Below are 20,459 nucleotides of genomic sequence, written 5' to 3'. Positions count from 1 at the left end.
CTAACGTTTAAGTCCCGCCGTTTGCGCCTTGCGGTAGGCGGCGGGCGAGTTTCCTGTCCATTGTTTAAACGCTCGGCTAAGGCAGGCAAGGTCTTCGAAGCCGAGTTTTTCTGCAATTGCCGTCAGTGGTTGTGTGCTGCGAGTGAGTGCTTGAATGGCATAGTCGCGACGGTATTCGTCTTTAACCGCCTGGAAATGGGTGCCTTCGAGTTTCAAGTGTCTTGAGAGTGTACGCACGGACATATGTAACGCATCTGCCACATGCTGAACAGTGCATGAGGCGGGCAAGTGGCGGCTTAGGTGTTCGCGAACGCGGTGAGTCACTAAACGATCTTCAAAAGAGACGTAGAACCAGTCAGCCGGTGCGCGTTGTAAAAATGCGCCAAGATGCTGTTTAGTCTGTCGTATAGGGTGGTTTAGAAACGCCTTATCAAAGTAAACAGCTGTTTGTGGTTGATCGAATCTTACTTTGCCGGGATAGAAGTAGAGATAGTCAGCGCTGTGAGCGGGTTGGGCATAGCCGCACTCCATTAAAATAGGTGGGATTTTGCGAGCGATCATCCATGAGGAAATGCCGTGAAACAGCTTCAGCATCAGCTCATGAATCAATATTCTGCTACCTTGAGGCGGGGCGCGTTCTTCCAGCGCCACTCGGGCGAATCCGCCTTCAATAGTAAAACCGTAGCCAAAATCATCTAATAGAATTCGAAAAAATTGCGTATAGCGGTGAAGAGCAACGTGCAGTGTAGGCGCATCTAGCAAGCTTAAGCACAACAGCTTTAGCGTTCCACAGCGTAGCGGCCTGGAGAAAAAGCACGGTGTCTCATCATCTAGCTCAAGGGCGAGTAGGCGGTAAAGCTCGGCAAACTGCTCAACAGTGACTCGCCCATTCGGTGCGCTAAGCAGAAAGGGGGAAATTCCAGCAAGTTCCAAGTAGCGAACAGGAGAATGCTCAGTAGCGGGTAAGCCACACAAGAGTTCGTTCACAAAGTGCATTGAGACGGTAACGGTCACGATGTCAGCCCTAAACGAGTAGCTTGGCACTACCTTGTTATTATCACGTGATGATGGGACGTTAGCACGATGTGTCGTTTGGCTCTATAAGGGCTCTCCTTAACGTGAGTGCATGCGTTACACTGTGCGCCTCATGATGAAGGAGGACACTGCGTGACCTTGTTACGACTCGAACAGCTGCAACTCGCTTACGGCACCCAAGTACTGCTTAACCGCGCCGACCTAACGGTTGAAAAAGGCGAGCGGCTGGCGCTGGTCGGGCGCAACGGCACCGGTAAATCAACGCTATTAAAACTAGTGGCGGGCGATATTCATGCCGATGACGGCTCTATTTGGCGAGCGCCGGGCTTGAAAATTGGCGTACTGTCTCAGGAGTTGCCTGAATCCTCAGGCATGACGATTTTTGACATGGTTGCTCAGGGGCTGCCCGAAGCGGGGGAGCTGCTATCCGAATACCAGCACCTAATCAATGACCCTGACCCCGATATGAACCGCATGGCCAAGTTGCAAACCCGCATCGAAGCCATCGACGGCTGGTCTTTCCATCAGAGCATTGATGTCGTACTCACTCGTTTAGGGTTACCCCCTGAAGCTGAAATGAGTGCGCTTTCTGGTGGCTGGCGCCGTCGTGTTGCACTGGCACGAGCACTAGTTTCAGAGCCTGACTTACTGCTCCTTGACGAGCCCACCAACCATCTTGATCTAGACACGATTGCTTGGTTGGAAGAGCAACTGCTGGCCTTTAATGGCGCGGTATTACTGATTACCCACGACCGTGCTTTCTTATCTAAGCTGGCCACCACGATTCTTGAGCTAGACCGAGGTAAGCTTGGCCGTTATCCCGGTAACTATGCAGAGTATCAAGAGCGAAAGCAGCATGAGCTGGAAGTAGAAGCCCGTGAACATGCGCTTTTCGATAAAAAGCTCGCCCAGGAAGAAGTCTGGATTCGTCAAGGCGTCAAGGCACGGCGTACCCGCAACGAAGGCCGTGTGCGAGAACTTGAACAGATGCGTTTGGAGCGCAGCCAGCGCCGTGAACGTCAGGGCACTGCTAATCTCAACGTTGACAGCGGCGAACGTACTGGTAAGCGGGTAGTCGAGCTGAAAGGCGTAACACAGCGCTTCGGCAATGATGTCATTCTGCGTGATGTGAACCTTGAAGTGATGCGTGGCGACCGTATTGGCTTCCTAGGTCGCAACGGTGCCGGTAAAACAACGCTGCTGAAAATCTTGCTAGGCGAGCTTGCCCCTACGGAAGGTAGTGCTCAGTTGGGTACCAATTTGAAGGTCGCTTACTTCGATCAGCTACGCGCTGGCTTGGAACTGGAAAAAACTGTCTACGACAACGTCGCCCAGGGCAGCGATCGGGTAACCGTTGGCGGAAAAGATCGCCACGTGATGAGTTACCTTCAGGATTTTCTATTCACACCTGACCGTGTTCGACAGCCGGTGAAAGCGCTTTCCGGCGGAGAGTCCAACCGTCTGTTGTTAGCCAAGCTGTTTACCCAGCCTGCCAACGTACTGGTGTTGGATGAGCCTACCAACGACTTGGACATGGAAACCCTTGAGCTGCTTGAAGAGCTGCTGTTGGACTTTGACGGCACGCTGCTACTGGTCTCTCACGACCGGACATTTATGGATAACGTCGTGACCAGCATGCTGGCCTTTGAGGGTGAGGGCTATGTGCGTGAATACGTGGGTGGCTACACGGATTGGATTCGCCAAGGAGGTAAACTGCCGCCAGCACCTTGGGAAGGTGCCGCTCGCCAGAACACTGAACCGACTAGCGTTGTGGTTGAAAAAACGCCAGAGAAGCCGGTTGTAGAGCCCGCTAAGAAAACCGTTAAGCTCTCTTATAAAGTGCAGCGAGAGTTAGACGCGTTACCTGCACAGATTGAGCGCCTTGAGAGTGAGGTAGAGGCGTTAGAGCAAGAGATTGGCGATCCTGCCTTCTATCAGCAAGAAGCCAGTGCCGTCACTGCTAAGTTGCAAGCGTTAGAAAATGTACAGCAAACGCTTGAGACGGCAATGGAGCGTTGGATGGAGCTTGAAGCAATGGCCAACGGTGACTGACATCAGCATCGAATGAGTAAAGGCACCCGGCTGGGTGCCCTTTACTCACGGCTTACTCGTCGCTCTGTTCACCTTTTTTGCCGACCCTAACGGCCAAAACGTCACACTGCGCGCCGTGAAGTACGCCGGTAGAGGTAGAGCCAAGTAGCAGGGCAAAGCCATGACGCCCATGCGAGCCAACAACGATTAGATCGACGTTGTGTTCTTCTGCGAAGCGGTGAATCTCGGTGTCTGGCATACCGACCACGACATGTTGATCCGCAGGTTCGACATGAGGGATGGCAATTTCAGCCAGCCGCTTTTTTGCGTGGTCATCCAGTTGGTCTTGAATGCTGGTGAGATCCATTGGAATGTCGCCGCCGTAAGCGAAGCCCAATGGTTCGAGGGTGTGCATAATAGAAATTTTGGCATCGTTGTTGCGCTCAGCAATCGCGACTGCGCGCTCTAAGATTTTATGGGAGTCTTTAGTTAGATCAACGGCTACTAATATGTGGTGATAGCTCATGGCTAATCTCCTTATTGATAATTAACAAAGAAAACGCTTTGTTAGATGACCTTTACTTTAGGCTGCAAGCGCAATCTTAACAACGATCTATGTCATGCTTTTTTAAGTTAAAGAATAGGAGAGACGCCGGGATGGAATGGTTAATTATTATTTTTATTTTAATGTTTGTTATTGCTCCGGTGATGTGGCTGAAGCCTAGCCCCCAGCAAAAGCGCCAAATGGCGCTGCGTTCAAGTGCCAAGAAGCAAGGGGTAACGGTCAAGATGGAGAAGCCGCCCCTGCATCATTTCCGAGGCACGATGCCCGCCTATCGTTGGTATTTTTCCCAGCAGGCGCCAGGTCCCGATTTTGTGCTAGTTCGTGAATCGAACGCAAGTGAGGCGCTGGAGCTTTATCATGCCGGGTGGCGTTGGCGTATTGCGCCATTACGGCCACTGCCAGAAATCGCAAGCGCCTCTTTGAAAGCCTTGCTAGAGCGCCTTCCACAAGATGCTTTGGTGATCGAGTCGAATTCTACGGCGTTAACACTATGGTGGTGGGAGTCACAAACTGCCGAGCGTTTCTCGACCTACGGAGACGATTTTCAGACGCTAAAAGAAACGCTTAGTGGGTTGTCAGACCGCCCTGCTGTAAAGCCGCTAAATGGGACCGGCGAAACAGCAGGGCATTAATGGAAGTCTTATGCCGGGGGGCCGTCTTGGTCTCTTGACTGAATCGCCATGCCATTGGACTCTATCAGCGCCAGCCACTTGTCTAACTGGTCTAAATCACTCTCACTTAGGCCAGCCAACATCTCTTTGCGCGCCACCTGGACAACGCTGTCAATTTGTTCAAGTAGGGGCATTGCCGCCGGCGTTAGATAAAGCCGCTTGCTACGGCGATCATTATCGCAGGCCCGTCGCTCAACTAGCCCTTGTGCCTCGAGTTGCCCTAGGGTTCTTACTAAAGACGGCGCCTCTACGCCAATCGCCCTAGCTAAATCACACTGTGGGTTGCCTTCACCTAACTTCCATAGATGGTAAAGCGTCACCCAGCGCGTTTGTGTTAACCCTAAGGGGGCAAGCCTTCGGTCCAGAATAGAACGCCACAGGTGGGGCAGGCGTGCAATGCGAAAACCAATTGTTGAAGCCATAGTAAACAGCTACCGAAAAGTGTAAGTAGGCGAATTGTCATAAGCTGCGCCGCTGAATGCAAGGCGTTATGTTATTCGTCCGTTGATGAATCGTTTTCAGAGCTGTCGTTTCCAGGTATAAAGCGGCGCAAATTTAGCGCACTCAAGCCGTTCGGTTGGATCTTGCTGTCCGCTATCGTGGCTTTTTCCAGATCGTCCGAAACAGTAAACCGGATCAGCCCTAGCCGTTGTCCGCTATCCGTCATAATGTCGATACGCCACTCTCCCGACGGCGCTTCAGGAAAATTCTGCTTATGGCTCCATGCCCGGTAGCCCTGTTCCCGTCCACCGTTGATAGCAAGTTCTACTTCGTCTAACAATTCACCGTTGTGGTGCCATACATGATGAATTGTCTCGCTTAATCCACGCGGTGCACGAATAGCGGTGTAAACGTAAAGGCCTTTAGAGCGAATCGCATCTGGCGTAAGTGCCATTGTCCCGTGAGGTGCGCGGCTTTGAATATCAAGAGCCGGGGAAAGTGCGCTGTTTGTCATCCACAAACTGGCTGGGGGCACCCATATTTTGCCGAGCCAGGCTGCATACGCCAACATGATAGTGAGAGCAAAAAAAGCGAACCAGCGTGTTAATGAACGTTTTTTAAGCAAGTGCCAAAAACTGGGCAGTGCAACAAATATGGTAATCACCAGCGCAAGGATTAGGCTTTGGCCAGTCGTCAGTTGAAGCATGATAGGCAGAATCACCAATACCACTAAAAAGACACACTGGGCATGAAAGATAAAATAGAGGCTTCGCCAGCGCTCGGCGAGCTTGTAATAGAGTGGATCTACGATCGACAGTATTGCCATTGTTATCACTAACAATGCAAACAGCGTCTGCCCACTATTCCACACGGTTGTAACCAGGATAAATGGCAACGTAAAGAACAGTGTTTCCTGGTGAATCATTTGGGCGATAAAGGTGGTGACCCCACGGGGCAGTGTGGGGTGGCCGCGTTTAGCAAGCCAACGTCCTATGAAGCTCTCAGTGAGTAGTAGCAGCCAGGCAAAAAGAAGTCCCAACGCTAACGCGGCTCCTAGCCATTGTTGGCGATCCACCAGAAAAAAGCTGCCCAGCCCAGCGCCAAACGCGATAGGTGGCCACAGCCAGCTCCAGGGTTTTAGACGCTCGACGGTACGTTCAACCCGTGCTTGTAGTGCCGTGATACGAGTGGGAGTAAAGAAACTACCCATGGCGATGTTGGCTCATAAATGAAAACAGCATGATCGTTGGATTAATCGGGAAAGTCGATGCGTTCTCTATCTTGTCTATAAAAAGCGCAAAAAATGTGCGCCTGTTGTAAGTTGATTTGTGTAAGTGCACTTGAGAGATAAGCGCATTAGCCAAAAGTCAGGGCTTGACGTTCCTCACTATCTCAACCAAGCTTACGCAATCAAACGACCGTATGAAATGCGTGGCGGGTCCGATTAAAGGTGCCAGCCCGAACTTGTGGAGAGAGCGCGGATGATCTATCAAGGCAATGCCATCACGGTGGAGCGTCGTGACACCCAAGGTGGCAATGACATCGCTAAGCTCACTTTCGATCTGAAAGATGAGTCCGTTAATAAGCTGTCCAGTGCTGTTGTGGCAGAGTTGGGCGAGGCAGTAAAAGCGCTTCAAGCTGAAAGCGGCCTACAGGGGTTGATGATTAGCAGTGGCAAAGATGCATTTATTGTCGGCGCTGACATCACCGAGTTTCACAGCCTTTTTGACAAAGGCGAAGAGTATCTCGTCGAGATGAACCTTAAGGTTCACGACATCTTCAATGCGATTGAAGATCTGCCTTTCCCAACCGTGACGGCCATTAATGGCCTGGCCCTTGGTGGCGGCTGTGAAGTCCTGTTGACCACCGATTTCCGGGTAATGAGTGAGAAAGCCAAAATCGGCTTACCTGAAACCAAGCTAGGCATTCTGCCAGGCTGGGGTGGTTGTGTACGTTTACCTCGCTTGATTGGCGCAGATAACGCGATTGAATGGATTGCTGGCGGTACTGAAAACCGTGCTAATGCGGCACTTAAAGTCGGCGCAGTCGATGCTGTTGTTACTCACGAGCTTCTTGAAGAAGCCGCATTGGATATTCTAGACCGTGCCAATGCCGGTGAGTTGGATTACCAAGCGCGTCGCGAAGAGAAGAAATCACCGCTTAATCTCAACGCCATTGAGCAAATGATGGCGTTTGAAACCGCCAAAGGGTTTGTAGCTGGCAAGGCCGGCCCTCACTACCCCGCGCCGGTAGAGTCGATCAAGGTGATTCAGAAAGGCGCTGGCGAGACGCGTGCCCGTGCCCAGGCGATTGAAGCGAAAGCATTTGCCAAGCTAGCACTCAGCAGTGTTGCCTTTAACTTGGTTGGCCTGTTCCTTAACGACCAAGTCGTGAAGAAAAAAGGTAGCAAGTACGAGAAGCAGTCGCAGCCAGTTAAGCAGACCGCCGTGCTGGGCGCAGGCATCATGGGTGGTGGTATCGCCTACCAGAGTGCCAGCAAAGGTACGCCCATTGTTATGAAAGATATCAATGAGGAAGCCATTGAGCTGGGCCTGAAAGAAGCGCGTAAGCTGTTCTCCAAGCAGGTAGAGCGTAAAAAGCTGACGACCGAGCAGATGGCCGAAAAGCTGACCAACATTCGCCCCACGCTCTCTTACGGTGATTTCGGCAACGTCGACCTAGTGGTCGAGGCGGTGGTTGAAAATCCCAAGGTCAAAGACGCCGTACTGACCGAAGTCGAAGGCATGGTGAGTGAAAGCACCATCCTTACCTCTAACACCTCGACGATTTCTATTAATCGCTTGGCTAAGAATCTTAAGCGTCCTGAAAACTTCTGCGGTATGCACTTTTTTAACCCTGTGCACCGTATGCCGTTAGTGGAGGTTATTCGTGGCGAGAAGACCTCAGATGCGGCGGTGGCAGCAACAGTTGCCTACGCACGTGCGATGGGCAAAACCCCGATCGTTGTGAATGACTGCCCCGGCTTTTTGGTTAACCGCGTATTGTTCCCTTACTTCGGCGGCTTTAGCTTCCTGGTAGAGCAGGGCGCTGATTTCCAGCGCGTTGACAAAGTGATGGAAAAGTTTGGCTGGCCTATGGGGCCTGCGTATCTGCTGGACGTAGTCGGTCTTGATACTGCGGTACACGCTAACGAAGTGATGGCAGAAGGCTTCCCGGATCGCATGGCGCGTGACGGCAAAACCGCTATTCAGGTGATGTACGACAATAAGCGTCTGGGCCAGAAGAACGATAAAGGCTTCTATGCCTATGAAGAAGATAAGAAAGGCAAACCTAAGAAAGTTACCGACGAGCAAGCCTACGCGCTGGTGAAAGACGTCGTGAAAGAGCAGAAAGAGTTTTCTGATGAAGACATTATCGCTCGCATGATGGTACCGCTTTGTCTGGAAACTGTTCGTTGCCTTGAAGATGGCATCGTGGAAACCCCAGCTGAAGCCGATATGGCATTAATCTACGGCATCGGTTTCCCTCCCTTCCGCGGTGGCGCGCTGCGCTACATTGACGCGATGGGTGTTGCCGAATTCGTGAAGCTAGCCGAAAACCTTGCGGAAGAGTTAGGCCCGCTTTACGCGCCCACTGAGAAACTGCGTCAGATGGCTCAAAATAACGAGCAATTTTATTCTGGCACTCAGGCCTAACCACCACGCATAGGAGATAGAAGATGAGTTTGAACCCAAGAGATATCGTGGTGGTTGACGGTGTACGTACCGCCATGGCGAAAGCTAAAAATGGCGCGTTTCGTAATGTGCGCGCTGAGAATTTGTCAGCAGCTGTCATGCAGGCGCTGTTTGATCGTAACGCTAATCTAGATCCGTCCGAAGTTGATGATGTAATCTGGGGGTGTGTTAACCAGACCCTTGAGCAGTCCATGAACATCGCGCGTAATGCGGCGATCATGACCGGCATTCCCCGCTCGGTGCCTGCGCAAACCGTTAACCGTCTGTGCGGCTCCTCAATGACGGCACTGCATATTGCGGCGGCTAACATTAAAGCGGGTATGGGCGACTTTTACGTGATCGGTGGGGTAGAGCACATGGAGCACGTGCCCATGGCTCACGGTGTTGATGTTAACCCAGCCGCCAGCAAATACGCCGCGAAAGCTGCCATGATGATGGGGTTGACTGCTGAACTGCTGGGCAAAATGCACGGTATTTCCCGTGAAGACCAGGATAAGTTTGGCGTGCGTTCCCACCAGCGTGCCCAGGCTGCGATGGAGAAAGGCTACTTCGATAACGAAATCATTGGCGTTGAAGGCCACGATCAGCGCGGCTTTAAAATTCTGTTCAAAAACGATGAAGTGATTCGTCCTGAGGCGAGCCTTGAGTCGATGGCCAGCCTTAAGCCGGTGTTTGATCCTCGCAACGGTACCGTTACCGCTGGCACGTCGTCTGCATTGTCGGTAGGCGCTTCAGCAATGGCCGTTATGAGCTACGAGCGCGCCCAAGCGTTAGGGCTTGAGCCGATTGCGAAAGTGCTTTCAACGGGTGTAGCAGGCTGTGATGCCTCTATTATGGGTTACGGCCCGGTGCCTGCGTCTAAAAAAGCCCTGAAAGCCGCTGGCTTATCGGCAGCAGATATTCAAACCGTTGAGCTCAACGAAGCGTTTGCTGCGCAAGGCTTGCCTGTCTTGAAAGATCTTGGCTTCCTAGATGCCATGGATGAAAAAGTGAACCTACACGGCGGTGCCATTGCGCTAGGCCACCCGCTGGGCTGTTCGGGTTCGCGGATCTGTACAACACTGCTTAACGTTATGCAGCAGCGCGATACCACCCTCGGCCTTGCCACTATGTGTATCGGTATGGGGCAAGGGGTAGCGACCGTGTTTGAACGACTCAAATAAACACAGCGCTTACCGACAAAACGGCACCCCCGCGGTGCCGTTTTTTATGGCAGTGCTGTTAACTGGTTGGAAACGCACTGCGATGAAAGTCAGCCGCCGCTTGGACTTCTGCGATACCGCAAGTATCAGGCACTGGGATGGTGTTTCCCGCAAGTACTGCAAGCACCGCTCGGGTGCCGTTGGCCAGTGATTCCAGGTTATAGCCGCCCTCTAAAACAAACACTAAACGGCCCTCGCAGTGTTGTTCAGCTAGCTGTTGTAAGAACCCCGTCAGGGCACCAAAGCCCTCATAAGAAACGTTGAGCGCTAAATCATGCCAATGTGGGTCAAAGCCTGCTGAGACTAAAATAATATCCGGCTTAAACCAATGGGCAGCAGGCGCCAAAATGTCACGAAACGCCTTGAGATACGCCTCATCGCCGGCGCCAGCGGGGAGTGGGACATTGATGGTAGTTCCTTCACCCAAACCCGCGCCGACTTCTTCTAAATGACCTGAGCCTGGGTAGAAAGGTGCGGCGCGGTGTATGTCAAAAAACATCACGTCGGGGTCGGCCCAAAAGATATCCTGTGTGCCGTTACCGTGGTGTGCGTCCCAATCAATAATTAGTACTCTTTCGCAGCCTAAGGCGCTGCGCGCATGGGCGGCAGCTACTGCAACATTGTTGAATAAGCAAAACCCACGGGCGCGAACGGGTTCCGCATGATGGCCAGGCGGCCTAATAAGTGCAAACGCACTTTGGGTGCGTTTATCCATGACGGCTTCTACGGCGGCAATAGCCGTGCCTGCGGCGACTTCTGCCGCGTCAATGCTACCTGGTGACACCGCTGTGGTATCCACATCCAACCATGCATTTTTTCCGCGCAGGCTAAAGATGTCGCTGAGATAAGAGGTGGTGTGTACACGGGCTAACTGATCGTGTGTCGCGGCCTTGCCTCCTTCAATCTGCAGACCATCAATCGGTGCTTTCTCAAGCAGTTGTTGGATTGCTTGTAACCGACCAGGGTGCTCGGGGTATTTCCACGGAATAGGTAGCCCTGCCAACAAGTGTCGAATGCGTTTATCAATTCGCTCGGGTAAAAAATCCGCGTCGATATTAGGCTCGTGGTCAAGTACGCGATCGTCATAAAAAGCGATGACTTTATGCATAATGGCTACCTGAAATACATGCGTTGGGTTATGGCAAGGCGACGGGTGGAGTGGGCAGGTGCCTCTATGGAATACCGGCGCGACATGCTTCTTTATAGTAAGGCAGGCTTAACAGCGTTATACAATTTGATTTTTCACGACTACTCACATCAGATGATGCCTGCTTCCAGGCTAGCGGCTATGGACAGCCCTAGCTCCTCACATTGGTCGATGAACCCTGTTTGGAAATCACCCCTGCAGATAAGTGGGTCTTGCACCAATCTCCAGCGCAATCCCTTGGTGATACACTCAATTGCTCGGCGAGTGCCGGTTCCGTCGTGGCCAGCTCGAATATAAAAGGCAAAAGGCAGTCCCTCGTTTTTATCCAGGCATGGGTAATAGCACCGGTCGAAGACATCCTTCATCAGGCCTGCCATATATCCTAAATTTTCAGTCGTCCCCAAAATGATGGCATCGGCGGCGTTAATGTCTTCGGGGTGTGTTTCGAGTGGGGGGAGAGAGAACACTTCCACATTCTCTATGTCGGGGTGAGAAGCGCCATTGATAACGGCTTCGAGCATTTTTTGAGTGTTCTTAGAAGGTGCGTGAGCAATGATGAGTAGACGTTTCATGAAAAAGCCTGCTGAGTTGCGTCGCCTAGAGGAAGTGCCACACTATTAAGTACAGCCTTAACGAGAGCCTATATGTCTGATAACACCCCAATCAACGTCTTTTACGATGCGGTTTGCCCTGGCTGCCGCAAAGATCGTCGTCGTTTTGAGCGTTGGGCTGGCAGGCATGGTCATTCCATTGTGTGGTGCGATGTCACTGAGCATCAGCAGCTATTACGAGACAAAGGAGTGGCGCCAGAAGCCGCTTTACGCTCGCTGCATATCGAAAAAGTCGATGGCACTGTTATCGAAGGCATTGATGCCTATCGTGTGTTGATAGCGCGTATTCCATTTCTGGCGCCTATTGCATGGCTGATTGGCCTGCCAGGCATTAAAAACGCGTTACGCTGGTATTATGACCGTTGGGTAAAGCAACGTCTTAAGCGGGAAGGGCGTTGGTCTGAATAGATGTGGACATCGATATAGGGAATTTATCATGAAGCAACGAGCTCCTTGGCTACTGTGGGCAGGCGCAATGGGTGTCATATTAGCTGGATGCGCCGGTCAGCCAACCGCCTCTCAAACACCGGATACCACCGCTCAAGCGGTGTCGCCTAGCATGGCTCAGGTATCCCCAGGAGCGCAGTCTGGTAACGTTACTAACCGCCAGGTAACCGACTGGGTGCCGCCACTGTTAACTAGCCCAGAAGAGAAGGCGGCCTACTATGTTAGCCGATTAGCAGACAGGCGTTTTGTTTCGCAATATGGAGGGCAAGACAATCCGCGCGTTTGGTATATTGCGGCAGAGCGGCTAGGCGAAATTGGCTTGCCCGCCGTCCCTTTGCTGTTTGCGCGTCTAAATACGACCGATGACTATGAGTTGATGTTAGCCCTGTATGCCCTTCAGCTGGCCACTCAAGATCCGCTTTTAATGGCGAGAACGCGAGGTGACTATATACAGTTGCCCACAGTGTTAGATTCGGCTGCGAATGCAGGCAATGTAAGCATTGCAAATGAGTGGTGGCAGCGGCATTCCGCTAAACTGAATTAATGTTGACTTCTTATCGCTATTCGACAAGGCTAAAAATGTTTTTTTGTTTTGTCCCTATAGGAGAGCAGCATGGCATTTGCACTATCCTCTATGCATGTGACTAGCAGCGCGTTTCTCAACCATCAATCTATTCCTACTAAGCACACCGGCGAAGGCGAAGATGTTTCGCCTGCCTTAACCTGGGAAGGTGTGCCAAAAGGCACCAAGGGATTTGCAGTAATTTGTCACGACCCTGATGCACCATTGGTAAAAGAAGGAAGTTACGGGTTTGTCCACTGGGTGCTCTATAACCTTCCTGGTGATATTCAGGAGCTGGCTGAAAAGACGCCGTTAGGTACGACGGGAGTAAATGACAAAGGAAGTAATGGTTATTGTGGACCGATGCCGCCAGAAGGACATGGCAACCATCTTTACTATTTTTGGGTGTTAGCGTTGGATCATCAAACCTCACTACCTGAAGGGTTAACGCTTCAAGAGTTGCTCAATGAAGTTGAGCCACACCTGCTGGGTATGAACCGACTAGTAGGCATCTATCAGCGTGGTTAAGACACCAATTCTGGACATTTTGCAGAACCCGTGTAGGCTCCATCGCTTTCTAAATCCTGTGAATTAGATTGATGTGATGGAGCCTGTTATGAGTGATCTACCCAATTGTCCTGCCTGTGCCTCTGAATTTACCTACGATGATGGTATCCAGTATGTCTGCCCGGAATGCGGCAACGAATGGTCAAAAGTAGCAGAAGAGGGCGCTGAAGAGGCTGGCTCTGGTATTCGTGATGCTAACGGTAATATGCTGGCTGACGGCGATAGCGTTACCGTCATAAAAGACCTCAAAGTCAAAGGCAGCTCATTGGTGGTTAAAGTAGGCACCAAAGTTAAAAATATCCGTTTAGTGGATGGCGATCACGATATTGATTGTAAAATCGACGGTATTGGTCCCATGAAGCTTAAATCGGAGTTTGTCAAAAAAGCATAGCGATTCAAAGAAATAGCGCACCTTCACCACAATGTACTGCTCTGTCTATGTCTAGTCCCAAAAGCCTGCGAAATTCTCGCAGGCTTTTTTCGTTAAGCACTTTGAGAGTTTTGTTGATAGTTTTTTCAAATGATAATGATTGTTGTTTTTGATGCTATCAGAGCCGAACGTGCTGTTATTTTGCATAAATTGATAACGATTTTGCTCTAGGGCTTCACATCAAATTTATACAGGACTAAAATGGTACCAATTAACGGGTAAGCCAACTGTAACGGCGAACGGGAGTCAACATGCTCAAGCTTTCTCGGCTGACAGATTATGCCGCTGTAGTGATGGCGCAAATTGCTCGCCATCCACAGGCGTCACATGCGGCGGCTGATTTGGCTGAAGCGGTGCAGCTGCCTCACCCCACTGTCAGTAAGACGCTGAAGATGCTGGTAAAAGCTGGGCTTCTGGAGTCGCAGCGTGGTGTTCAGGGTGGTTATCGCTTGGCGCGACCGGCATCACACATTACCGCAGCCGATATTATTGCTGCTATTGAGGGGCCAGTAGCGATGACTGAATGCAGCCAAGCTGAAGGCGAGTGTGATTTAGCAGCTACTTGCGGTGTCGCGGACAACTGGCAGCGCGTATCGCTGGCGATTCGCACGCTACTTGAAAGCGTCACGCTGGCCCATTTGGCCGACACGACCCCTATCAAATTACCCGTACAGTTACCGATTCAAAGCATCAGCCTGGCATCAGCTTAGGCAGTGCTATCCCTATTGACGGCGAGCTAACCTCGCCACCCAACTGCCCGGAGGGTATCACCATGGCAAGCGAAGAAATGGAACAGTTGGTTCGTCGCGAATATAAAGATGGTTTTGTAACCGATATAGAAAGCGACACCCTGCCACCTGGCTTGGATGAAAACACCATCGCCTTTATCTCTAATAAGAAAGGTGAGCCGGAATGGATGCTGGAGTGGCGCCTAGATGCCTATCGTCAGTGGTTGAAAATGAAAGAGCCGTCCTGGGCGCATCTTGATTATCCGCCAATTGATTATCAATCAATCTCTTATTTCAGTGCGCCAAAGCGCCCTGAAGATCGCCCTCAGAGTCTGGATGAAGTTGATCCTAAGCTTCTCGAAACATATGAAAAGCTTGGTATTCCTTTGCATGAGCGTGCAGCGCTTGCAGGCGTGGCGGTTGATGCCGTATTTGACTCAGTATCGGTGACGACCACCTTTAAAAAGGAGCTGGGCGAAGCAGGCGTTATTTTCTGCTCGATTTCTGAAGCAATCCGCGATTATCCAGAACTCATCAAGCAGTATTTAGGTACCGTCGTTCCCGTTGCTGACAACTATTTCGCCGCGTTGAACTCGGCAGTATTCACTGATGGTTCATTTGTATTTGTTCCTGAGGGCGTGACTTGCCCAATGGAGCTATCGACCTATTTCCGTATTAACGCGGCTAACACAGGTCAGTTCGAGCGTACCTTGATTATCTGTGAGAGCCGTGCCCAGGTGTCTTATTTGGAAGGTTGTACGGCGCCAATGCGTGATGAAAATCAGCTTCACGCAGCAGTCGTAGAACTCGTTGCCCTGGACGACGCCTACATTAAGTACTCCACCGTGCAGAACTGGTATCCCGGTGATGAAAACGGTAAAGGCGGTATTTACAACTTCGTTACCAAGCGTGGCGACTGTCGTGGTGATCGTTCACGCATTAGCTGGACTCAGGTAGAAACCGGCTCAGCGATTACCTGGAAATACCCTTCCTGTGTACTGCGTGGCAAAGACAGCATCGGGGAGTTCTACTCCGTGGCGGTTACCAACGGCCGTCAGCAGGCCGACACCGGTACCAAAATGATCCACATTGGTGAAGGTACTCGCTCCTATATTGTTTCCAAAGGCATTTCAGCGGGTAAGAGCGATCAATCCTACCGTGGTCTGGTTAAAATTGGCCCCCGTGCCAAAGGGGCGCGTAATTTTACCCAGTGTGACTCGTTGCTAATTGGCGATAAGTGCGGTGCGCACACGTTCCCCTACCAAGAAATCGGTAACAGCACCGCCACGATTGAGCATGAAGCCACCACGTCTAAGATCGGTGAAGATCAGCTGTTCTACTGCCAAAGCCGCGGGATTTCTGAAGAAGATGCGGTCAGCATGATTGTTAACGGCTTCTGTAAAGACGTTTTCCAAGAGCTGCCGATGGAGTTCGCGGTAGAAGCCGAAGCGCTTCTGAGCGTGACGTTGGAAGGGGCGGTGGGCTAATAGCTCCGACACTTTACAATTTATCTTATTGGCGTCGCGCCAGCGATTCGCAAGCATTTAAAAGGTTATCACTATGTTGCAAGTTAACGATTTACACGTCACCGTCGACGGCAAAGAAATTTTGAAAGGCTTAACGCTTACCATCAAAGCAGGTGAAGTGCATGCCATCATGGGCCCCAACGGCGCGGGTAAATCTACCTTGTCGGCCGTTATCGCCGGTAAAGATGGTTACGAGGTGACCCAAGGCAGCATTACCTTTGAAGGCCAGGACGTTCTCGAAATGGAAATCGAAGAGCGCGCCCAAGCAGGCCTGCTACTTGGCTTCCAGTACCCGGTGGAAATCCCTGGGGTCAAAAATATCTACTTGCTGAAGGCCGCCCTCAATGCCCAGCGTGTAGCGCGCGGTGAAGCAGAAATGCCCGCCCCTGAGTTTATGAAGCTGGTAAAAGAGAAGTTGGGCTTTATGAAGATGGATGCCAGCTTCCTGCAGCGTGCTGTCAATGAAGGTTTTTCGGGCGGTGAGAAAAAGCGTAACGAAATTCTTCAGATGCTGGTGCTTCAGCCTAAGCTTGCCATGCTCGATGAAATTGATTCCGGCCTTGATATTGATGCCATGAAAGTTGTCTCAGATGGCGTTAATAGCCTGCGCGCTGAAGATCGCGCCATTTTACTGGTCACTCACTATCAGCGCCTGCTGGACTACATCGTGCCGGATAAGGTGCACGTTTTAGTTGATGGCCGCATTGTGAAGAGCGGCGACGCTGAGCTTGCTAAAGAGCTGGAAGCCAACGGCTATGAAGGCATTGAGGAGTCTGCGGCATGAGCGATACGCAAACGTTTTTGGACACGCTAACAGCGCGTAGCCAACAGCGCGGTGCGGAACCCACCTGGATTGCGGCTCGCCGCCAAGCGGGAGCTGCACGCTTTGAAGCCATGGGGTTTCCTACTCGCCGCGATGAAGAGTGGAAATACACCGACGTACGTACGATTGCCCAGGGAAACTTTGCGCTGGCTGAAAATGCGGACTTTTCTCAGGCGCAAGCGGCCGCACTTACATTGCCGTTGGATGCGTATCGGCTAACGTTTGTAGATGGTGTATTCTCTGCAGCACTCTCGGACTTAGAAGCACTGCCAAGTAGCGTTCAGGTGATGCCGCTCTCTAAGGCGCTGGCTGATAACCACGAAGCTGTGGGTGGGCCACTGGGGCGCCTGACGGGGGTTGATTTCTCCCCGTTCGCAGCGCTGAACACCGCGTTTATGGAAGAGGGTGCTGTGGTGCGCATCGCGCCGGGTACCGTTGTGGAAAAACCCATTCTACTGCAGTTTATGTCTCGTGCAGGCACGCCAGTGATGTGCCATCCGCGCATCTTGGTAGAAGCAGCAGGGCGCAGCGAAGCGACGTTGATTGAGCACTATGTCGGTGAAACCGAGGCGGCTAACTTTACCAACGTGGTTGCCGAGCTGATGCTTGATCGCGGAGCGATCTTGAATCACTACAAACTGCAAGAAGCGCCCTTGGGCGACATGCATGTCGCCAGTATTCATGTTGAACAGAGCCGAGATAGCCGCTATAGCTCCTACAATCTGAATTTGGGTGGTGCGCTGGTGCGCAACGACCTTATTAGTGACCTGAACGGCCAAGGAGCGGAAACCAATTTCTATGGCTTGTTCTTCGGCCAGGGGCGCCAGCATATAGATAACCACACCAAGGTTAATCACAATGCGCCGCTGACGTTCTCAAATGAGAATTACAAAGGCATTTTGGATGACCGCGCTCATGGCGTCTTTAACGGCAAAGTGTACGTTAAGCGCGATAGTCAGAAGATCGAAGGTTTTCAAAGTAACCAAAACTTATTGCTTTCCGATCGCGCGCGTATCGATGCCAAGCCTGAGCTCGAAATTTATGCTGATGACGTGAAGTGCTCTCATGGCACCACCACGGGACAGTTGGATGAAGATGCGATCTACGCGTTACGTACCCGCGGTATCGACAAAGCGACCGCGCGTGGCCTGTTAACGCTTGCATTTGCTGGTGAGGTGCTTGAGCAGGTAGCGCTTGATGTGATTGCCGAACGGGTAGAGTTGGCGGTGGCGGGCAAGCTGCCGGAACGTTTCAACCTCGCTGGATTGGTAGAAGCGGCGGCTGCGCTTAACGACTAACGCACTCAACGATTAGGCCAAGGAGTCATCGATGCCCCATAGCGTGATTGAGAAACCCACCGTGCTCGCACCCACAACGTTTAACGTCGAGGCGCTGCGCAACGATTTCCCGATACTAAAACGGGAAGTGCACGGGAAGCCGTTGGTATATTTAGATAATGCCGCGACAAGCCAGACGCCCCAACAGGTTATTGACGTGTTCAGCGACTATTATTCGCGCTATAACGCCAATATCCACCGGGGCCTGCACACGTTGTCAGATGAAGCGACAGCAGCGTTTGAAGCCACACGGCATCGCGTTAAGGCGTTTCTCAATGCGGAAGATGCGCGTCAGATTATCTTTACGCGGGGCACAACTGAAGCGATTAATTTGGTGGTTCAAAGCTGGGGACGCCAACAGCTTGCTGCTGGCGATGAAGTGCTAATTTCAATGCTGGAGCACCACTCCAACATTGTGCCTTGGCAGCTGTTGGCGGCTGAAATTGGCTTTACCATCAAGGTCATTCCCGTTGAGGCCAATGGGGCGCTAGATATGACGGCGTATCGCGCGCTGCTCAGCGAGCGCACTAAACTGGTGGCGGTTAATCATGTCTCTAATGCGCTGGGCACTATTAACCCAGTAAAAGAGATGGCAACGCTTGCCCATCAGCACGGTGCGCTTATTCTGGTGGATGGCGCCCAGGCAACACCGCACCAGCAGGTTGACGTTCAGGAGATCGATGCTGATTTCTATGCGTTCTCTGGGCATAAAATTTATGGCCCTACTGGTGTTGGTGTGCTTTACGGTAAGCAGGCCTTATTAGAAGCGATGCCGCCTTGGCAGGGTGGTGGCGAGATGATTAAAACGGTCTCTTTTGACGTCGGTACCACCTTTGCGGAACTTCCCCATAAATTCGAGGCTGGCACTCCTGCCATTGCTGAGGTGATTGCTCTGGGCCGCGCTATTGAGTGGCTAGAGGGTGTTGGTGTAGAGGCAATCGGTGCTTGGGAAGCCGTACTGCTGGAACATGCCACCGCAGCGGTGAGTCAGATAGATGGCCTGCGCATTCTCGGCACTGCGCCGCATAAAGCCGGGGTGCTGTCGTTTGTGGTCGATGGTGCTCATTCTCAGGACATCGGGCTGCTGATTGATCAGCTAGGCGTAGCTATTCGTACCGGGCATCACTGCGCGCAACCGCTGTTACATCATTTTGGCGTAGATGCCACGTGTCGTGCATCATTTGCGGCGTATAATACGCTGGAAGAGATAGATACGTTCGTTGCGGCGCTCAACCGTGTGATTGGCATGGTACGTTAAGGGCCGTCATTTAAGGACAGTTATGGATATTGAGCAAGTGGCCAGCCTTGAACGTGGTCAAAAACTGCCGCTTCAGCGTGATGTCGACGCCATTGCAATTCCGTTTGGAAAGACGGAGACACTGGCCGAAGATAGCGTTGTCAGCGTGATGCAAGCGAAGGGAAGCTCGGTAAGTGTTGGCTTTGAAGGTCGGCTTTTCCTTATTGAAGGGCGTAATTTAGATGCATTAGGGCTCGAACCATTGCCGCGCCCAACATTGCCCGAAAGTGCCAGCGATGCAGAGATTGAGCAGTTTGTTTGGGAGCAGTTGCGCACCTGTTTTGATCCCGAAATACCGGTTAATATTGTTGATCTAGGACTGGTCTATGGTTGCCGTCTTGAGCGCTTGATCAGTGGCGAGCGAATGGTCACTATTCGTATGACGCTGACAGCACCAGGCTGTGGAATGGGCGATGTCATTGCAGCGGATGCGCGTAATAAAATTCTAGGCGCACCTCAGATCAACAAGGTACATACTGACATTGTCTTCAGCCCGCCCTGGAGCCGTGACATGATGAGCGACGAAGCCAAGCTTGAGCTCGGCATGTTTTAACCCCTGCTGGGGAGCTGGATGCGCAGCCTGCTATTACGTTACATAAAGCGTTTTTTAATGTCGCTTGGAGCATTGATGCTGCTGGCGACATTGCTGTTTATAGTTGGTAATTTTTGGGTGGTTGCCAGTACGGCGCGCTATATTGATGACAGTTTTGCCGAGTGTCGCCCTACTGATGTGGCGATCGTCTTTGGCACCTCTAACTGGACCCGCAGCGGCTTTCGAAACCCTCACTTTCACGCCCGTATGCGTACCTCTGCGCGTCTGATTGCTGATAAGCGGGTTCGCCATCTACTAATCTCTGGGGATAATCGCACACAGGCCTATAACGAACCTCGCGCCATGTGGCGTGATCTTTATCGGCGCGGTGTGCCAGCAGAGCAACTCACCATGGATTTTGCTGGATTCAGCACTTACGACACACTTGTGCGAGCCAGAGATGTCTTTCAGCTAGATAAGGCGTTGCTGGTTACTCAGAGTTGGCATCTTCCCCGCGCGGTTTTTATTGGTCGCGCATTAGGAATGGAGGTGACTGGCTGTGTAGCGGAAGAGGAGTCTGCTGCTGGTGAGTGGCGTTTGAGAATTCGCGAATGGGTTGCGCGGGTTGCTACTTTGGGTGATCTATATATCTGGGGAAGAGAGCCGTACTTTTTAGGCTCTCCAGAACCTATCGAATTAAAAGATGCTAATAGCAATTTTAGCGAAGCATCTCGTCCATCTTTTAACCTTGATGCTTACTATTACACTGCGAGATTGGTGCAGCCGCCACAAGAGTAGGCGGCGGGTAGTCG

At 51.7% G+C, this 20,459-nt stretch carries 21 protein-coding genes; 15 read left to right on the top strand and 6 right to left on the bottom strand.

Going from position 1 to position 20,459, the window contains the following annotated elements:
- Positions 1-1,014: an AraC family transcriptional regulator gene (locus L1X57_RS17860; RefSeq protein ID WP_009724933.1), complete on the bottom strand. Its 1,014-nt coding sequence runs from the start codon at positions 1,012-1,014 to the stop codon at positions 1-3.
- A gap of 153 nt (positions 1,015-1,167) precedes the next feature.
- On the opposite strand from L1X57_RS17860, the gene L1X57_RS17855 reads away from it, so the two are divergent.
- Entirely contained in the window at positions 1,168-3,087 is a 1,920-nt protein-coding gene (locus L1X57_RS17855; protein ID WP_009724934.1) for an ATP-binding cassette domain-containing protein, read from the top strand.
- Positions 3,088-3,139: 52 nt separating this feature from the next.
- Here L1X57_RS17855 and L1X57_RS17850 read toward each other — a convergent pair whose 3' ends face one another.
- A complete protein-coding gene (locus tag L1X57_RS17850; protein WP_009724935.1) occupies positions 3,140-3,592 on the bottom strand; it encodes a universal stress protein in 453 nt (150 codons plus the stop codon).
- A gap of 131 nt (positions 3,593-3,723) precedes the next feature.
- Here L1X57_RS17850 and L1X57_RS17845 point away from each other — a divergent pair, with 131 nt between their 5' ends.
- Positions 3,724-4,263, top strand: coding sequence for a preprotein translocase subunit YajC (locus tag L1X57_RS17845; RefSeq protein ID WP_009724936.1), 540 nt, complete (start codon positions 3,724-3,726; stop codon positions 4,261-4,263).
- Between the two features lie 8 nt (positions 4,264-4,271).
- Here L1X57_RS17845 and slyA read toward each other — a convergent pair whose 3' ends face one another.
- A complete protein-coding gene (gene slyA / locus L1X57_RS17840; RefSeq protein WP_009724937.1) occupies positions 4,272-4,724 on the bottom strand; it encodes a transcriptional regulator SlyA in 453 nt (150 codons plus the stop codon).
- Between the two features lie 71 nt (positions 4,725-4,795).
- Positions 4,796-5,953, bottom strand: coding sequence for a DUF5924 family protein (locus L1X57_RS17835; protein ID WP_009724938.1), 1,158 nt, complete (start codon positions 5,951-5,953; stop codon positions 4,796-4,798).
- A 271-nt stretch (positions 5,954-6,224) separates the two neighbouring features.
- Here L1X57_RS17835 and fadB point away from each other — a divergent pair, with 271 nt between their 5' ends.
- Positions 6,225-8,399 carry a fatty acid oxidation complex subunit alpha FadB gene (fadB, locus tag L1X57_RS17830; RefSeq protein ID WP_009724939.1) on the top strand — a complete coding sequence of 725 codons (2,175 nt, stop codon included), beginning with the start codon at positions 6,225-6,227 and terminating at the stop codon, positions 8,397-8,399.
- Between the two features lie 23 nt (positions 8,400-8,422).
- Entirely contained in the window at positions 8,423-9,601 is a 1,179-nt protein-coding gene (fadA, locus tag L1X57_RS17825; RefSeq protein WP_009724940.1) for an acetyl-CoA C-acyltransferase FadA, read from the top strand.
- 58 nt (positions 9,602-9,659) lie between these two features.
- Here fadA and L1X57_RS17820 read toward each other — a convergent pair whose 3' ends face one another.
- Complete coding sequence (locus tag L1X57_RS17820) at positions 9,660-10,748, bottom strand: histone deacetylase family protein (protein WP_009724941.1); 1,089 nt, start codon at positions 10,746-10,748, stop codon at positions 9,660-9,662.
- A 149-nt stretch (positions 10,749-10,897) separates the two neighbouring features.
- Entirely contained in the window at positions 10,898-11,359 is a 462-nt protein-coding gene (locus L1X57_RS17815; RefSeq protein ID WP_009724942.1) for a flavodoxin family protein, read from the bottom strand.
- Between the two features lie 72 nt (positions 11,360-11,431).
- Here L1X57_RS17815 and L1X57_RS17810 point away from each other — a divergent pair, with 72 nt between their 5' ends.
- From L1X57_RS17810 to L1X57_RS17760, 11 genes are all read left to right on the top strand, one after another.
- Positions 11,432-11,806: a thiol-disulfide oxidoreductase DCC family protein gene (locus L1X57_RS17810; RefSeq protein WP_009724943.1), complete on the top strand. Its 375-nt coding sequence runs from the start codon at positions 11,432-11,434 to the stop codon at positions 11,804-11,806.
- Positions 11,807-11,834: 28 nt separating this feature from the next.
- Positions 11,835-12,389, top strand: a complete 555-nt coding sequence (locus tag L1X57_RS17805; protein ID WP_009724944.1) for a hypothetical protein — start codon at positions 11,835-11,837, stop codon at positions 12,387-12,389.
- Positions 12,390-12,458: 69 nt separating this feature from the next.
- Complete coding sequence (locus L1X57_RS17800) at positions 12,459-12,935, top strand: YbhB/YbcL family Raf kinase inhibitor-like protein (protein ID WP_009724945.1); 477 nt, start codon at positions 12,459-12,461, stop codon at positions 12,933-12,935.
- An 88-nt stretch (positions 12,936-13,023) separates the two neighbouring features.
- Positions 13,024-13,365, top strand: a complete 342-nt coding sequence (locus L1X57_RS17795; RefSeq protein ID WP_009724946.1) for a zinc ribbon domain-containing protein YjdM — start codon at positions 13,024-13,026, stop codon at positions 13,363-13,365.
- 290 nt (positions 13,366-13,655) lie between these two features.
- Positions 13,656-14,114 (top strand): SUF system Fe-S cluster assembly regulator, encoded by a 459-nt coding sequence (locus L1X57_RS17790; RefSeq protein WP_009724947.1) that lies wholly within the window; start codon positions 13,656-13,658, stop codon positions 14,112-14,114.
- Between the two features lie 62 nt (positions 14,115-14,176).
- The gene (sufB, locus tag L1X57_RS17785; protein ID WP_009724948.1) at positions 14,177-15,619 is read left to right on the top strand and encodes a Fe-S cluster assembly protein SufB; all 1,443 of its coding nucleotides are present in this window, start codon (positions 14,177-14,179) and stop codon (positions 15,617-15,619) included.
- 73 nt (positions 15,620-15,692) lie between these two features.
- Positions 15,693-16,442, top strand: coding sequence for a Fe-S cluster assembly ATPase SufC (sufC, locus tag L1X57_RS17780; protein WP_009724949.1), 750 nt, complete (start codon positions 15,693-15,695; stop codon positions 16,440-16,442).
- Positions 16,439-17,779, top strand: a complete 1,341-nt coding sequence (sufD, locus tag L1X57_RS17775) for a Fe-S cluster assembly protein SufD (RefSeq protein WP_009724950.1) — start codon at positions 16,439-16,441, stop codon at positions 17,777-17,779. The genes sufC and sufD overlap by 4 nt, the downstream gene beginning before the upstream one ends.
- A 31-nt stretch (positions 17,780-17,810) precedes the next feature.
- Positions 17,811-19,076, top strand: coding sequence for an aminotransferase class V-fold PLP-dependent enzyme (locus L1X57_RS17770; protein WP_009724951.1), 1,266 nt, complete (start codon positions 17,811-17,813; stop codon positions 19,074-19,076).
- Between the two features lie 22 nt (positions 19,077-19,098).
- Entirely contained in the window at positions 19,099-19,668 is a 570-nt protein-coding gene (gene sufT, locus L1X57_RS17765) for a putative Fe-S cluster assembly protein SufT (protein WP_009724952.1), read from the top strand.
- 18 nt (positions 19,669-19,686) lie between these two features.
- The gene (locus L1X57_RS17760; RefSeq protein ID WP_009724953.1) at positions 19,687-20,445 is read left to right on the top strand and encodes a SanA/YdcF family protein; all 759 of its coding nucleotides are present in this window, start codon (positions 19,687-19,689) and stop codon (positions 20,443-20,445) included.
- Positions 20,446-20,459: the final 14 nt, after the last annotated feature.

The sequence above is a fragment of the Halomonas sp. TD01 genome (assembly GCF_923868895.1).
Lineage (GTDB): Bacteria > Pseudomonadota > Gammaproteobacteria > Pseudomonadales > Halomonadaceae > Vreelandella.
This window is presented reverse-complemented; position numbering and strand designations above follow the sequence as displayed.